The sequence below is a fragment of the Klebsiella sp. H-Nf2 genome, from assembly GCF_002806645.1.
GTDB lineage: Bacteria > Pseudomonadota > Gammaproteobacteria > Enterobacterales > Enterobacteriaceae > Klebsiella > Klebsiella variicola.
The window spans coordinates 286,362-300,250 of the sequence record NZ_PIBL01000006.1 but is presented as its reverse complement, the minus strand read 5'-3'; the positions used below and the strand labels follow the sequence as shown (position 1 = coordinate 300,250).

Genomic DNA, 13,889 nt, shown 5'->3' with positions numbered 1-13,889 from the left:
ATGGGCTTAAAGCACCTGATTGAGAAACTTGAGCCGCATTTCACGCATGGCGGCAAGCTGGAAAAATATTACCCGCTGTATGAAGCGGCGGCGACCATCTTCTACACGCCGGGGCAGGTCACCCGCGGCGCGGCGCACGTGCGCGACGCCATCGACCTCAAGCGGATGATGATCCTCGTGTGGTTTGCCGTATTCCCGGCGATGTTCTGGGGCATGTACAACGTTGGGCTGCAGACCATTCCGGCGCTGCACAAACTGTACGGCGCCGAACAGCTGCAGCAGGTGATCGCCAACAACTGGCATTACAGCGTCGCCCAGTGGTTAGGGGTCAGCTTCAGTACTGACGCCGGCTGGCTAAGCATGATGACCCTGGGCGCGGTCTTCTTCCTGCCTATTTACCTCACCGTCTTTATCGTCGGCGGCTTCTGGGAAGTTCTGTTCGCGATTGTGCGCAAACATGAGATCAACGAAGGCTTTTTCGTTACCTCAATTCTCTTCGCGCTTATTGTGCCGCCTACGCTGCCGCTATGGCAGGCGGCGCTGGGGATCTCCTTCGGAGTGGTGATCGCTAAAGAGATTTTCGGCGGTACCGGGCGCAACTTCCTCAACCCGGCACTGGCGGGGCGCGCGTTCCTGTTCTTCGCCTATCCGGCGCAAATCTCCGGCGACCTGGTATGGACGGCGGCGGACGGTTTCTCCGGCGCCACGCCGCTCTCCCAGTGGGCCAGCGGCGGCGGTGAAGCGCTGGTTAACGTCGCTACCGGCATCCCGGTGAGCTGGATGGACGCCTTTCTCGGCAACATTCCCGGCTCAATTGGCGAAGTCTCCACGCTGATGATCCTGATTGGCGGCGCGATCATTCTCTTTGGCCGCGTCGCATCCTGGCGCATCGTCGCCGGGGTGATGATCGGCATGATCGCCATCGCCACCCTGTTTAATTTCATCGGTTCCGCAACCAACCCGATGTTCGCCATGCCGTGGTACTGGCATCTGGTGCTCGGCGGCTTTGCCTTCGGCATGATGTTTATGGCGACGGACCCGGTATCCGCCTCGTTTACTGATAAAGGGAAATGGAGTTACGGCGTGCTGATCGGCGTGATGTGCGTGCTGATCCGCGTGGTGAACCCGGCCTATCCGGAAGGGATGATGCTGGCGATCCTCTTCGCCAACCTCTTCGCACCGCTGTTCGATTACCTGGTGGTGCAGGCCAATATTAAGCGGAGGAAGTCGCGTGGCTGAGAAGAAAAGTAACGATAGCATCGGCAAAACGCTGCTGGTGGTGCTGGTGCTTTGTCTGGTCTGCTCCATCGTGGTGGCGGGCTCGGCTGTGGGGCTGAAATCCCGCCAGCAGGCGCAGCGGGCGCTGGATAAGCAGCGCAATATTCTGGCCGTCGCCGGCCTGATGCAGCCCGGGATGGATGCCGATGCGGTAGCCGATACCTTCGCGGCACGCATTACCCCGCGGCTGGTGAACCTGTCGACCGGCGAGCTGTTGGAGAAAGACCCGGGGAAATTCAACCAAGCCCAGGCGCTGAAGGATCCGCAGCAGAGCATCGCGCTGGACGCCAGCCAGGATCCGGCCGGCATTAAACGCCGTAGCAACCTGGCGGAAATTTATCTGGTGCGCGACGCGCAGCAACAGATTGAGCAGATGGTGCTGCCGATCTACGGCAATGGCCTGTGGTCGATGATGTACGCCTTCGTGGCGCTGGACGTCGATGCCCGCACGGTGAAAGGCATCACTTACTACGATCAGGGGGAAACCCCGGGGCTGGGCGGCGAAGTGGAAAACCCGAACTGGCGCCAGCAGTTTATTGGCAAGCAGGTGCTGGATGACAACGGCATGCCGGCACTCCGCGTGGTAAAAGGCGGCGCGCGCGCCGGTGACCTGCACGCGGTAGACGGTCTATCCGGCGCCACGCTGACGTCTAACGGCGTGCAGCACAGCTTTGATTTCTGGATGGGCGAACTGGGCTTTGGTCCGTTCCTGAAAAAGGTGCGCGAGGGAGGGCTGAATAATGGCTGAACAGAGCGATATGAAAGAGGTGAAGCGCGTGCTGGTGGGGCCGCTCATCGCCAACAACCCCATCGCCCTGCAGGTGCTGGGCGTCTGCTCCGCGCTGGCGGTGACCACTAAACTGGAAACCGCCTTCGTGATGACCATCGCGGTGACGCTGGTGACGGCGTTCTCCAGCATGTTTATCTCGATGATTCGCCACCATATCCCCAATAGCGTGCGCATCATCGTGCAGATGGCGATCATCGCCTCGCTGGTTATCGTGGTGGATCAGCTACTGCGGGCTTTCGCCTATGAGACCTCTAAGCAGCTGTCGGTATTCGTCGGGCTTATCATCACCAACTGTATTGTGATGGGTCGCGCCGAAGCCTACGCCATGAAATCGCCACCGCTGGCGAGCTTTATGGACGGTATCGGCAACGGTCTCGGCTATGGCGCGATCCTGATTATCGTCGGCTTCCTGCGCGAGCTTATCGGCAGCGGCAAGCTGTTCGGTATCACGGTGCTGGAGACGGTGCAGAACGGCGGCTGGTATCAGCCGAACGGCCTGTTCCTGCTGGCGCCGAGCGCGTTCTTCATTATCGGTTTGCTGATCTGGGCCCTGCGTAGCTGGAAGCCTGAGCAGCAGGAAAAGGAGTAATCGGTGATGGCTCATTACATCAGCCTGTTTGTCCGCGCGGTGTTCGTTGAGAACATGGCGCTGGCCTTCTTCCTCGGGATGTGTACCTTCCTCGCGGTGTCGAAAAAGGTCTCCACCGCCTTCGGCCTCGGCGTCGCAGTGACGGTGGTGCTGGGTCTTGCCGTGCCAATCAACAACCTGGTCTATAACCTGGTGCTGCGCGACGGCGCATTGGTGGAAGGCGTTGATCTCAGCTTCCTTAACTTCATCACCTTTATCGGGGTGATTGCCGCGCTGGTGCAGATCCTCGAGATGATCCTCGATAAATACTTCCCGGCGCTGTACAACGCGCTGGGGATCTTCCTGCCGCTGATTGCGGTCAACTGCGCGATTTTCGGCGGCGTGTCGTTCATGGTGCAGCGCGATTACAACTTCACGGAATCCATCGTCTACGGCTTCGGCTCCGGCATTGGCTGGATGCTGGCGATCGTGGCGATGGCGGGGATCCGCGAAAAAATGAAGTACGCCAATGTGCCCGCCGGTCTGCGCGGGTTAGGGATCACCTTTATTACCACTGGCCTGATGGCGCTGGGCTTTATGTCCTTCTCCGGTGTGCAGCTATAAGGGCGGAAAAGTATGGAAATTATTCTTGGCGTTGTGATGTTCACGCTAATTGTGCTGGTGCTGTCGGGGCTTATCCTGGCAGCGCGCTCGAAGCTGGTGAACGCGGGCGACGTGGTTATTGAGATCAATAACGAAGCGGATAAACAGATCCGTACCCCGGCGGGTGACAAACTGCTGAACACGCTGTCCAGCAATGGGATCTTCGTCTCTTCTGCCTGCGGCGGCGGCGGCTCCTGCGGCCAGTGTCGGGTGACAATTAAAGAGGGCGGCGGCGATATCCTGCCGACCGAGCTTTCGCATATTACCAAGCGGGATGCCAAAGCCGGTTGCCGTCTGGCCTGCCAGGTCGCGGTGAAGCAGAACATGAAGATTGAGCTGCCGGAAGAGATTTTTGGCGTCAAAAAATGGGAGTGCGAAGTTATCTCTAACGATAACAAAGCCACTTTCATTAAAGAGCTCAAGCTGCGGATCCCGGAGGGGGAGGTGGTGCCGTTCCGCGCCGGTGGCTTTATTCAGATTGAATGCCCGCCGCATAAAGTGGCTTATGCTGACTTCGATGTTCCCGATGAATACCGTTCAGACTGGGATAAGTTCAACCTGTTCCGCTACGTCTCTGAGGTGAAAGAGCCGACCCTGCGCGCCTACTCGATGGCTAACTATCCGGAAGAGAAGGGCATCATTATGCTCAACGTGCGCATCGCGACGCCGCCGCCGAAAGTACCGGATGCGCCGCCAGGGATCATGTCGTCCTATATTTGGTCGCTGAAGCCTGGCGATAAGGTGACGATTTCCGGGCCGTTTGGCGAGTTCTTTGCTAAAGAGACCGACGCCGAGATGGTGTTTATCGGCGGCGGCGCCGGCATGGCGCCGATGCGCTCGCATATCTTTGATCAGCTCAAGCGGCTGCACAGCACGCGCAAAATCAGCTTCTGGTACGGCGCCCGTTCGCTGCGCGAGATGTTCTACGATGATGAGTTCGAGCAGCTGGCGCGCGACAACCCAAACTTTACCTTCCACGTCGCGCTCTCCGATCCGCTGCCGGAAGATAACTGGACCGGGCATACGGGCTTTATCCATAATGTTCTGTATGAAAACTATCTGCGCGATCACCCGGCGCCGGAAGACTGCGAATTCTATATGTGCGGGCCGCCGGTGATGAACGCCGCGGTGATTAAAATGCTCAAAGACCTGGGCGTCGAAGATGAGAACATCATGCTCGACGACTTTGGAGGCTGACGATGTTGACGGTATTTGTCGCGACCTTTGTGATTTTTGCGCTGGTGATCCTCGGTATGTCGCTGGGCTACCTGGTGAAGCGTAAGAGCATTCAGGGCAGCTGCGGCGGGATCTCCTCGCTGGGGCTGGAGAAAGTCTGCGACTGTCCGGAACCGTGCGACGCGCGTAAGAAACGTCTCGCTCGCGAGGCGCAGCGTCAGCAGCGGCGTATTTTGTAATGCCCGGCATGCGCAGCGCCGCCGGGCATAAAGCGGCTCCGTGCCCGGTGGCGCTGCGCTTGCCGGATCTGCTGCTTCGGTTTTGTAGGCCGGGTAAGGCGCCAGCCGCCACCCGGCGAAATAACAGCGCAACCGGAGATGTCCCTGCTCGCGCTGCGCTTAGCAGGGCTACCACTTCTGTGTTATTTCCGGGCAGATTGCGCTCCCAATATTTCTTCTGCGTTATGTCACTCATGGCGCAGGGAGCGCACAGGGGGCGGCCAGTCGCCGCCGCCCCCTGTACCCCCGGGCTCCGGCCAGCAACATCGCCACTGCGCGGTGCCTTCGACTTATCCCTGCAGGCTTCGGGTCGGGCCGAGGCAGCGTCCGTGCAAAACACGGCCCTCAGCCCGCATCCATGCGGGCTGCCCCGGCCTTCCGGGAACGTCTCAGCGATGTTGAGGCCGCCAGCACCGGCAGTTTCAGCAGCTTCTGGCCCGGTGGTGATTTGGGACCGTAGGCCAGGTAAGGCGCCAGCCGCCACCCGGCAATAGCATGCCAGCTATGTGAGGCCGCTTTCGCGGCCCTTTTTAGCCGTTGACTCCCTTACTGCCAGCTTTTCGCCTGCGCGGGGGAATCCACCATCACCCCGTCGGCGCCCAGCTCCTTCGCCGTGCGGTAGTCTTCCGCACTGTTGATACCGAAGAAAATAATGTGCGCTTTGCCCTGTGAGCGGAAGCAATCCATCGCCTCTTTATCCCAGGTGAGCGTTGCCGGAGAGATCCCTTCGCCAAGGGTAAACTTCTCCACCACCTCCACCTTGCGCTTCAGCTCCAGCCCATACCACTTATCGCCATTGCTCTGGCTGCTCTGTTGACACTGGTGGCTGAGTGAAATAGTAGCAAGTTTAGTGCGAGTCTCGCTGCGGGTGACGAAGCGGGGAATAGCCGATGGCAGGGCGGCGATATAGCGGTCATCGGTGGAATAGACCCGCACGCGATCGAGGCTGTCGGTGGCTTTTAACACCGCCAGCAGGCGTTCGCCCATCACCGCCGGATCGGCATCCGGAGATTTGATATCGATATAGAAAAAAGTGTGCGGCCATTGTTGCAGCACGCTTTGCAAGGTCGGGATCGTGGCCTGCTTACCGCGCCACGGATGGCTGTCATCCCCCCATTTCCAGCCGGCGTCGACTTTCGCCAGCTCGGCGGCGTTTAAGCTGGAGACCTTACCCTCGGCGTTGGTCAGGGCGGAGAGATCGCTTGAACGGTAGAGTACCGGTACGCCGTCGCGGCTTAACTGCACCGTGACCCAAATGGCCTCAGCGTTATTCTCCAGCGCCAGTTTAATGGCCGGCAGGGTATTTTCCGGCGCATCGCCGGTACCGCCGCGGTGGGCAATCAGCTGTGGGTTAGCTAAAGCGCTGCTGGTGGCCAGCAGGCAAAGTGCGGTGAGTCGTTTCTTCATGATGGTATCTTTCAGGTTTGTTGATTAACATCATGAAAATAAACATGATTTATTGCATTTTTATGTTGTCAGCGTTTTTTTGACTACCGCAGTAAAAAAAGCATCAAACTGGCGCGCAGTTTTTGCTATGCTGTATGGGTATACAGTGTTGAGTCTGACGATGCGTAAAATTATCCATGTCGATATGGACTGTTTCTTTGCGGCGGTGGAGATGCGCGACAACCCGGCGTTGCGCGATATTCCCATTGCGATAGGCGGCAGTCGGGTACAGCGTGGCGTGATTAGTACCGCGAACTATCCTGCGCGCAAGTTTGGCGTGCGCAGCGCCATGCCGACGGCGACGGCGCTCAAGCTGTGCCCGCATCTCACGCTGCTTCCCGGCCGCTTTGATGCTTACAAAGAAGCCTCGAACCATATCCGCGAAATTTTCTCCCGCTATACCTCGCGCATTGAGCCGCTGTCGCTGGATGAAGCCTACCTTGACGTCAGCGACAGCGTGCATTGTCACGGGTCGGCCACTCTGATAGCTCAGGAGATCCGCGAGACCATTGAACGGGAGCTACATCTCACCGCCTCGGCGGGCGTGGCGCCGGTGAAGTTTCTCGCCAAAATCGCCTCCGATATGAATAAACCCAACGGCCAGTTCGTTATCGCTCCCCATCAGGTGGCTGAGTTTGTGCGGGCGCTACCGCTGGCGAAAATACCCGGTGTCGGAAAGGTGTCGGCGGCGAAGCTGGAAAATATGGGCCTGCGTACCTGTGGCGATGTGCAGAACAGCGATCTGGTCATGTTGCTCAAGCGTTTCGGTAAATTCGGGCGTATTCTGTGGGAGCGCAGCCACGGGATTGATGAGCGCGAAATCCATAACGACCGGCAACGTAAATCGGTGGGCGTGGAGCGGACGTTAGTGGAAGATATCCACGAATGGTCAGCGTGCGAAGCGATTATCGAAAACCTCTATCCCGAGCTGGAGCGCCGGCTGGCAAAGGTCAAACCGGACCTGTTGATCGCCCGCCAGGGCATTAAACTGAAATTCAATGACTTCCAGCAGACCACCCAGGAGCACGTCTGGCCGCGGCTGAACAAAGAGGATCTGATTGCCACCGCCCACAAAGCCTGGGATGAGCGTCGCGGCGGACGGGGCGTGCGTCTGGTTGGGCTCCACGTGACGCTGCTCGATCCGCAGCTGGAAAGGCAGCTTTTATTAGGGATTTAACCATGCACATTCGTGCTTACCGCGACAGCGATTTGCCCATGCTCTGCGAGGTCTTCCTGCGCGCGGTGCGGGAAACGGCGAGCCAGGACTATACCCCGGGGCAGATTGCGGCCTGGGCACAGGTGGATGAGACGCGCTGGCGACAAAAGCTGGCTGACTCAATCGGGCGGGTGGCCGTGGTCAACAATCAACCGGTTGGCTTTATCACCGCTATCGGGACGCATATCGATTTGCTCTTTGTCTCGCCGGATCACGCCAGGCAGGGTATCGGCGGCGCGCTTATCGAAGCGCTCTGCGCTCAGTATCCTGAGCAAATCCTGACGGTGGACGCGAGCATTACCGCAAAGCCCTGTTTTACAGCCCATGGTTTTGACGTGGTGGCGGAGCAGCGGGTGGCGGCGCGTGGGGAGTGGTTTATTAACTACCGGATGGAAAAACGCGTGGCGCTAAGGTGATACGGGGGAAAACCGGCGGCAGACTGCCGCCGGTTGTGGTGCTTATTTAGCCGGAATGGCTTTCAGCAGCTCGGTCAGCAGCGTCCAGTACTGGCCGACGCTCTCGATATGTACCTGCTCATCCGGGGAGTGCGGACCGGTAATGGTTGGCCCGATGGAGACCATGTCCATCTCCGGATACGGTTTTTTGAACAGTCCGCATTCCAGACCGGCGTGGATGATCTGGATGTTCGGCGTCTTGTTGAACAGACGCTGATAGGTTTCGCGCACCAGATGCATCACCGGCGAGTTGGCGTCCGGCTGCCAGCCTGGATAAGCGCCTTTGGCTTCGGTTTTCGCCCCCGCCAGTTTACCCAGAGAATCCAGCATGCTGACCACGTAGTCTTTGCCACTGTCGAGGAGTGAGCGGATCAGGCAGTGGATCTGCACGTTGTCATCGGTCATGGTGACGACGCCGACGTTCAGCGAGGTTTCCACCACGCCTTTCGCCACGTCAGAGTTGCGGATAACCCCGTTCGGCGTGGCGTTCAGCAGGCGGATGAAACCGTCGCGGGAAGCCTGAGTCAGCGCCGCTTTGTCGTTATCGACCGCTTCCAGGAGTACCACCAGGTTCTTCTCTTTGGCCTCCAGCTCGTTTTTCAGCAGCGCCTGGTAAGTATTCACCAGCGCTTTCAGCGCATCGGTTTTATCCGCGGCGACGGCGACGGTGGCGTATGCTTCACGCGGGATGGCGTTGCGCAACGTACCGCCGTTGAAATCGACCAGACGCAGATCCAGCTCATCGGCGTGGCCGGCGAGAAAGCGCGACAGCAGTTTGTTGGCGTTGCCCAGACCAAGGTGAATGTCACCGCCGGAGTGGCCGCCCTTCAGCCCTTTTAAGGTCAGTTTAAAGCTCTGGAACCCGGCCGGAATCGCTTCGCGGCTCAGCGCCAGGTTAGAGGTGAAATCGATCCCGCCGGCGCAACCCATGTAGATTTCGCCTTCTTCTTCGGAGTCGGTATTGATCAGGATATCGGCCTGCAGCCAGTTGGCCTGCAGACCGAACGCGCCGTCCATACCGGCTTCTTCGGTCATGGTCAGCAGCACTTCCAGCGGGCCGTGAGCGACGCTGTCATCGGCCAGCACCGCCAGTGCGGACGCCATCCCGATGCCGTTATCCGCGCCCAGCGTGGTGCCGCGCGCTTTCACCCATTCGCCGTCAATGTACGGCTGGATCGGATCTTTGGCGAAGTCGTGGACGGTGTCGTTGTTTTTCTGCGGCACCATATCGAGGTGCGCCTGCAGCGCTACCGGCTTGCGGTTTTCCATACCGGCAGTCGCGCCTTTACGAATCAGAATGTTGCCAACCTGGTCACGTTCCGCGTGTAAGCCTTTTTCTTTTGCCCAACCCATAATGTGCTCGGCGAGCTGTTCTTCGTGATAGGACGGGTGCGGGATGGAGCAAATCTTGGCAAAAATATCCCAAAGCGGCTGCGGGGATAGTTGAGACAGTTCAGACACGGTAAGTCTCCTTACAAACTCCTGCATACAGCGGTTGCAGGACGAGGGTTAGCAATAAAATACACAACAAGCCTGGGCTTGCGCGATGAGGTTGAGAATACCACTTTCCACCGCCGCAGGTAGTGTAAACAACGCAAAAAGCGTTGCGCAAACCGCTTAACACTGGTTTTTAGTGCGTCAGATCTCTATAATCTCGCGCAACCATTTTCCCCCTCGAACATTATTTAAGCCGTATTACACAGGCTGGGACACTTCACATGAGCGAAAAATACGTCGTCACCTGGGACATGTTGCAGATTCACGCCCGCAAACTGGCCAGCCGTCTGCTGCCGGTTGAGCAATGGAAAGGCATTATTGCCGTCAGCCGCGGTGGACTGGTACCGGGAGCCTTACTGGCGCGTGAACTGGGCATTCGTCATGTTGATACCGTATGCATCTCCAGCTACGACCATGATAACCAGCGCGAGCTGAAAGTGCTGAAACGTGCGGAAGGCGATGGCGAAGGCTTTATCGTCATCGACGATCTGGTGGATACCGGCGGTACCGCCGTGGCGATCCGCGAAATGTATCCAAAAGCGCACTTTGTCACCATTTTCGCCAAGCCGGCAGGCCGCCCGCTGGTGGATGATTACGTTGTTGATATTCCTCAGGATACCTGGATTGAACAGCCGTGGGATATGGGCGTGGTCTTTGTACCGCCTATCGCAGGTCGTTAATTCTTCAGGACAGTGCTATTTACCACGCCCGGCTTGCCGGGCGTGGTTTTTTTTATCCTTTAGCAGGTTACAATAACAGGAGTGGCACTACGACGGAGACTGCACATGTCACAGGCTAACCTCAGCGAAACGCTGTTTAAACCTCGCTTCAAACATCCCGAAACCTCTACGCTGGTGCGTCGGTTTTCTGCCGGAAAACCCCCGGCGATGCAGTCGGCGCTAAGCGGCAATCACGTCGATCACTGGTACCGTCTGATCAACCGTTTGATGTGGATCTGGCGCGGCGTGACCCCGCAGGAGATCCTCGATGTGCAAGCGCGCATTGTGATGAGCGAGGCCGAACGAACGGATCCAGAGCTGTTCGATACCGTCATCGGCTATCGCGGCGGCAACTGGATCTTCGAGTGGGCGAAAGAGGCCATGCAGTGGCAGCAAAAGGCCGGGCAGGAAGCCGATCCTTTGCTGAGCGGCCGCCACTGGTTGCATGCATCGAACCTGTATAGCATTGCCGCTTATCCGCATATTAAAGGCGATGAGCTGGCCGAACAGGCGCAGGCTTTAGCCAACCGGGCGTATGAAGAAGCCGCCCAGCGGCTGCCGGGCTCGCTGCGCGAGCTGGAGTTCACCATCCCTGGCGGTTCGCCAATAACCGGCTTTTTGCATACGCCAAAAGGCGATGGGCCGTTTCCGACGGTGCTGATGTGCGGAGGCCTGGACTCGCTGCAGACGGATTATTACAACCTGTATGAGAATTACTTCTCACCGCTCGGCATTGCCATGCTGACGATCGATATGCCTTCCATCGGCTTCTCGTCAAAATGGACGCTGAATCAGGACACCAGCCTGCTGCACCAGCATGCGCTGCGCCATCTGGAAAATGTACCGTGGGTCGATCACACCCGGGTCGCGGCCTTTGGCTTCCGCTTTGGCGCCAATATCGCGGTCCGTCTGGGTTACCTGGAGCCGCAGCGGCTGAAGGCCGTGGCCTGTCTGGGCCCGGTCGTTCATGGTCTGCTGGTGGATCCTCTGCATCAGGGGCGCGTGCCGGAGATGTATCTTGACGTGCTGGCCTCGCGGCTGGGCATGCATGACGCATCCGATGAAGCACTACGCGTGGAGCTCAACCGCTACTCGTTAAAAACTCAGGGACTGCTGGGGCGCCGTTGCCCGACGCCGATGCTCTCGGGCTTCTGGAAGGACGATCCGTTCAGCCCCGAAGAGGAGTCGCGGTTAATCACTTCGTCATCTGCCGATGGCAAACTGCTGGAGATCCCGTTTAACCCGGTGTATCGCAATTTTGATCACGCATTGCGACAGATCGCCCGCTGGATCAATCATAGATTTGGTTAATTTATTGCTAAATTCTATTGGTTTGGTAAAACAGTTGCATCACTAAAGGAGATCGCAATGACGTTACCGAGTGGACACCTGAAAAGTAAGTTGATCAAGAAATTCACGGCGCTAGGGCCTTACATTCGCGAAGAGCAGTGCCATGACAACCGTTTCTTTTTCGATTGCCTGGCAGTTTGCGTCAATGTTAAGCCCGCGCCGGAGAAGCGTGAATTCTGGGGCTGGTGGATGGAAATGGAAGCACAAGAGTCACGTTTCACTTACAGCTACCAGTTTGGCCTGTTCAATAAAGAAGGTTCATGGCAGGCGGTCGACATTGACGACCCGGAAGTGAGCGAGAGACTGGAAAAAACGCTACGCGAGTTCCACGAGCGCGCAGCGGCGCTGCTGACCACCTTTAATCTGAAGCTGGAACCGGCCGACGATTTCAGCGAACCGGTTCGCCTGCGCGCGTAAACCATACTCTGGTATCCGCTTCCTGTACCGGGAAGCGGATGACTCTCCGAACGATACACTGCTGTTACGCTTTACGTACCTTTATTCTTGCATCTCGCGATGAGTATGCAACACCCGGAATGGCTGGCCGACCACTACCTGACCGGCGGCAAGATCTTTCGTCACCACGGTACCCGCGCCAATTTTGACATTATCACCCAACGTCACCGGGCCGATGACCACCACATGGGCGCCGAATTCGACGTTATTGCCAATCACCGGGCTTGCCCCTTCACGGCCTTCGCTATCCGTCAGGCTGCCGATGGTGGCTCCCTGGCGCAGGATACAGTTTTCACCGATGACGGTACCACGGTTGAGGACGATGCAGTGTGGATGGAACAGCTTCAGCCCGTAGCCGATCTGCGTCTGCCAGGGGAGTTCGACGCAAAACAGGCACTCGTTAATCAGTTTATTGAGAATAACGAATGGAATGCCGAGCAGCTTGTAAAACGGGTTGCGGCTGCGATACAGCGTCGCAAGGCGATAGAGCAGAATCGCGATTTTCGCCTTCATACTGCCGGTATGTTTGATCTCGCGGCGGACCTGACTGATGGCATTAGGCATGAATTCTCCGTTTACTTAAGGGAAAAGGTGGTCAGTTGATACCAGCCGTCGGCAGTTTTGCCCTGGTTGGCCAGCAGGAGCCGCGGCTTGCCCTGGGCATCGGTAATGGCGGTCTGCAGCGCGTAATCCCCGGCAGGTAGCGAGGCGGGTAGCGCCAGAGTGACAGTGCTTTGCATATCCCCCGGCAGCCAGCGGCGCACGTCATCCTGGGTTTTCAGCTGGGCAACCGTGGCGCCGGCGGCGTTGACCACTCGCCATTGTACCGGGTAGAACAGGTAGGCTGGGGCGACGCCATCATTACGCCAGGTGACACTGACCGCTAGCGGCTTACCAGCCTTAACCGGCGTCTCGAAGGCGAGTTTGTTGACCCGGAAACGGTAGCCGATTCGCAGTAAGGCTTTATCAACAATATCGCGGTATTCCGCCGGAATCGGTCGCGATTTCAGGTTCAGGCTGCTGGCGTGTTGCTGCAGCGCCCAGTCGAAGGTGGCCTGCACTTCTTCACGCGTGTAGTGCTGTACGCTCTGCCATTCGCTCATATAGCCGCAGATCTCAAGGCTGACGGGCGCCCGTTTCCAGCTATCGACAAAACCTGGCGCTGCGGCCTGGGCGGCGGCCAGACGCTGCGGATAATCATCGCGCATATGGCTCCACTCGCTGGAGAAGTTATGCCAGTCGCCCCAGCAATCCGCCCGCCAGCCCGCGCCGCGGCGGCTGGCCCAGGCCAGTGAATCGCCGCCGCTAATCAGCATGATTTTCGGCGTTTTAGGGAAGCTATCGAAATGCATATCAACATAGCGATTGAGCTGCTCCGGCGTGTACTTCTCCATTAGCGGCGGAATGTCGCTAAAGTTGGAGTTGTGCCATTCGCCCCAGGAGCCGACCATACCTATATCGATGAAGGCCAGTTCCGGATTGCCGTCATAGCGCTGACCGAGGGCATTCAGCAGTTTCTGCGCATAGGCGATAAAAGTTGGATCGCTGAGATCCGGAACGAAGGTTTTGCCGTCGGCGACCCACTGGCCTTTGATCCCTTTGGCGATCAGCCAGTCGGGAATTTTCGATCCCGTTTGCGGCTCGTCGAGCGCCATTACCCGCAGGCCGACGTTCATGGCTGGCTGATGGTTGGCGGCGACGCTAAAGGCGTTATCGATCGGCGCGAAATTGTAGACCCCTTCCTGTGGTTCCAGCTCACTCCAGTAGAAGCGGTCGTACTCAAAACCGGTATCGGGATACTCGGCGCGGGTCGGTTTTTCACCATAGCCATCATGAAAGCTGGCGACGCCGATGCCCGGATTGGTGAGCAGGCCGTCGAAGGGGGGCGGGGTGATGACCATGGTTTCCGCGCCAATGGATGCTGATACCAGCGCGCTGGCCAGCAACAGAGAGCGAAACAGGGGGACTCTACGCAGAGATGATATCGCCATACTCAA

15 protein-coding genes are annotated in these 13,889 nt (G+C 58.0%); 11 read left to right on the top strand and 4 right to left on the bottom strand.

The annotated features are described in order from the left end of the window. The 6 genes from CWM58_RS17055 to nqrM are packed head-to-tail and all read left to right on the top strand — an operon-like array spanning position 1 to position 4,714. Positions 1 to 1,239 carry an NADH:ubiquinone reductase (Na(+)-transporting) subunit B gene (locus CWM58_RS17055; RefSeq protein WP_100681399.1) on the top strand — a complete coding sequence of 413 codons (1,239 nt, stop codon included), beginning with the start codon at positions 1 to 3 and terminating at the stop codon, positions 1,237 to 1,239. Next, positions 1,232 to 2,026, top strand: a complete 795-nt coding sequence (locus tag CWM58_RS17050; RefSeq protein WP_100681398.1) for a Na(+)-translocating NADH-quinone reductase subunit C — start codon at positions 1,232 to 1,234, stop codon at positions 2,024 to 2,026. The genes CWM58_RS17055 and CWM58_RS17050 overlap by 8 nt, the downstream gene beginning before the upstream one ends. After that, the gene (locus tag CWM58_RS17045; RefSeq protein WP_002889716.1) at positions 2,019 to 2,657 is read left to right on the top strand and encodes an NADH:ubiquinone reductase (Na(+)-transporting) subunit D; all 639 of its coding nucleotides are present in this window, start codon (positions 2,019 to 2,021) and stop codon (positions 2,655 to 2,657) included. The genes CWM58_RS17050 and CWM58_RS17045 overlap by 8 nt, the downstream gene beginning before the upstream one ends. A 6-nt stretch (positions 2,658 to 2,663) precedes the next feature. Next, positions 2,664 to 3,260: an NADH:ubiquinone reductase (Na(+)-transporting) subunit E gene (gene nqrE, locus CWM58_RS17040; protein ID WP_061156411.1), complete on the top strand. Its 597-nt coding sequence runs from the start codon at positions 2,664 to 2,666 to the stop codon at positions 3,258 to 3,260. Positions 3,261 to 3,272: 12 nt separating this feature from the next. Then, positions 3,273 to 4,496: an NADH:ubiquinone reductase (Na(+)-transporting) subunit F gene (nqrF, locus tag CWM58_RS17035; RefSeq protein ID WP_100676587.1), complete on the top strand. Its 1,224-nt coding sequence runs from the start codon at positions 3,273 to 3,275 to the stop codon at positions 4,494 to 4,496. A gap of 2 nt (positions 4,497 to 4,498) precedes the next feature. Then, positions 4,499 to 4,714: a (Na+)-NQR maturation NqrM gene (nqrM, locus tag CWM58_RS17030; protein ID WP_004204638.1), complete on the top strand. Its 216-nt coding sequence runs from the start codon at positions 4,499 to 4,501 to the stop codon at positions 4,712 to 4,714. 585 nt (positions 4,715 to 5,299) lie between these two features. On the opposite strand, the gene CWM58_RS17020 is transcribed toward nqrM, so the two are convergent. Continuing rightward, positions 5,300 to 6,160, bottom strand: coding sequence for a glycerophosphodiester phosphodiesterase family protein (locus CWM58_RS17020; RefSeq protein WP_100681397.1), 861 nt, complete (start codon positions 6,158 to 6,160; stop codon positions 5,300 to 5,302). A gap of 160 nt (positions 6,161 to 6,320) precedes the next feature. Here CWM58_RS17020 and dinB point away from each other — a divergent pair, with 160 nt between their 5' ends. Next, a complete protein-coding gene (dinB, locus tag CWM58_RS17015; protein ID WP_100681396.1) occupies positions 6,321 to 7,376 on the top strand; it encodes a DNA polymerase IV in 1,056 nt (351 codons plus the stop codon). Positions 7,377 to 7,378: 2 nt separating this feature from the next. Beyond that, on the top strand, positions 7,379 to 7,831 hold the full coding sequence (locus tag CWM58_RS17010) for a GNAT family N-acetyltransferase (protein WP_061155663.1): 453 nt from the start codon (positions 7,379 to 7,381) through the stop codon (positions 7,829 to 7,831). 42 nt (positions 7,832 to 7,873) lie between these two features. Here CWM58_RS17010 and pepD read toward each other — a convergent pair whose 3' ends face one another. Then, complete coding sequence (gene pepD / locus CWM58_RS17005; protein WP_061155662.1) at positions 7,874 to 9,331, bottom strand: cytosol nonspecific dipeptidase; 1,458 nt, start codon at positions 9,329 to 9,331, stop codon at positions 7,874 to 7,876. A gap of 257 nt (positions 9,332 to 9,588) precedes the next feature. On the opposite strand from pepD, the gene gpt reads away from it, so the two are divergent. From gpt to crl, 3 genes are all read left to right on the top strand, one after another. Continuing rightward, positions 9,589 to 10,047, top strand: a complete 459-nt coding sequence (gpt, locus tag CWM58_RS17000; protein ID WP_002889733.1) for a xanthine phosphoribosyltransferase — start codon at positions 9,589 to 9,591, stop codon at positions 10,045 to 10,047. Between the two features lie 105 nt (positions 10,048 to 10,152). Beyond that, the gene (gene frsA / locus CWM58_RS16995; protein ID WP_061155661.1) at positions 10,153 to 11,397 is read left to right on the top strand and encodes an esterase FrsA; all 1,245 of its coding nucleotides are present in this window, start codon (positions 10,153 to 10,155) and stop codon (positions 11,395 to 11,397) included. 57 nt (positions 11,398 to 11,454) lie between these two features. Further along, complete coding sequence (gene crl, locus CWM58_RS16990) at positions 11,455 to 11,853, top strand: sigma factor-binding protein Crl (protein ID WP_004178681.1); 399 nt, start codon at positions 11,455 to 11,457, stop codon at positions 11,851 to 11,853. An 81-nt stretch (positions 11,854 to 11,934) separates the two neighbouring features. Here crl and CWM58_RS16985 read toward each other — a convergent pair whose 3' ends face one another. Both CWM58_RS16985 and CWM58_RS16980 read right to left on the bottom strand, forming a co-directional pair. After that, on the bottom strand, positions 11,935 to 12,456 hold the full coding sequence (locus tag CWM58_RS16985; protein WP_100681395.1) for a serine acetyltransferase: 522 nt from the start codon (positions 12,454 to 12,456) through the stop codon (positions 11,935 to 11,937). Positions 12,457 to 12,467: 11 nt separating this feature from the next. Beyond that, positions 12,468 to 13,883 carry a DUF4832 domain-containing protein gene (locus tag CWM58_RS16980; protein WP_100681394.1) on the bottom strand — a complete coding sequence of 472 codons (1,416 nt, stop codon included), beginning with the start codon at positions 13,881 to 13,883 and terminating at the stop codon, positions 12,468 to 12,470. Between the last annotated feature and the right edge of the window lie 6 nt (positions 13,884 to 13,889).

What these genes read in the sequence shown, in the direction of transcription:
- crl (WP_004178681.1), top strand. Translation starts at nt 11,455, where the DNA reads ATGACGTTACCGAGTGGACACCTGAAAAGTAAGTTGATCAAGAAATTC.
- CWM58_RS17045 (WP_002889716.1), top strand. Translation starts at nt 2,019, where the DNA reads ATGGCTGAACAGAGCGATATGAAAGAGGTGAAGCGCGTGCTGGTGGGG.
- frsA (WP_061155661.1), top strand. Translation starts at nt 10,153, where the DNA reads ATGTCACAGGCTAACCTCAGCGAAACGCTGTTTAAACCTCGCTTCAAA.
- nqrM (WP_004204638.1), top strand. Translation starts at nt 4,499, where the DNA reads ATGTTGACGGTATTTGTCGCGACCTTTGTGATTTTTGCGCTGGTGATC.
- nqrF (WP_100676587.1), top strand. Translation starts at nt 3,273, where the DNA reads ATGGAAATTATTCTTGGCGTTGTGATGTTCACGCTAATTGTGCTGGTG.
- nqrE (WP_061156411.1), top strand. Translation starts at nt 2,664, where the DNA reads ATGGCTCATTACATCAGCCTGTTTGTCCGCGCGGTGTTCGTTGAGAAC.
- CWM58_RS16980 (WP_100681394.1), bottom strand. Translation starts at nt 13,883, where the DNA reads ATGGCGATATCATCTCTGCGTAGAGTCCCCCTGTTTCGCTCTCTGTTG.
- CWM58_RS17010 (WP_061155663.1), top strand. Translation starts at nt 7,379, where the DNA reads ATGCACATTCGTGCTTACCGCGACAGCGATTTGCCCATGCTCTGCGAG.
- gpt (WP_002889733.1), top strand. Translation starts at nt 9,589, where the DNA reads ATGAGCGAAAAATACGTCGTCACCTGGGACATGTTGCAGATTCACGCC.
- CWM58_RS17020 (WP_100681397.1), bottom strand. Translation starts at nt 6,160, where the DNA reads ATGAAGAAACGACTCACCGCACTTTGCCTGCTGGCCACCAGCAGCGCT.
- CWM58_RS17055 (WP_100681399.1), top strand. Translation starts at nt 1, where the DNA reads ATGGGCTTAAAGCACCTGATTGAGAAACTTGAGCCGCATTTCACGCAT.
- CWM58_RS16985 (WP_100681395.1), bottom strand. Translation starts at nt 12,456, where the DNA reads ATGCCTAATGCCATCAGTCAGGTCCGCCGCGAGATCAAACATACCGGC.
- dinB (WP_100681396.1), top strand. Translation starts at nt 6,321, where the DNA reads ATGCGTAAAATTATCCATGTCGATATGGACTGTTTCTTTGCGGCGGTG.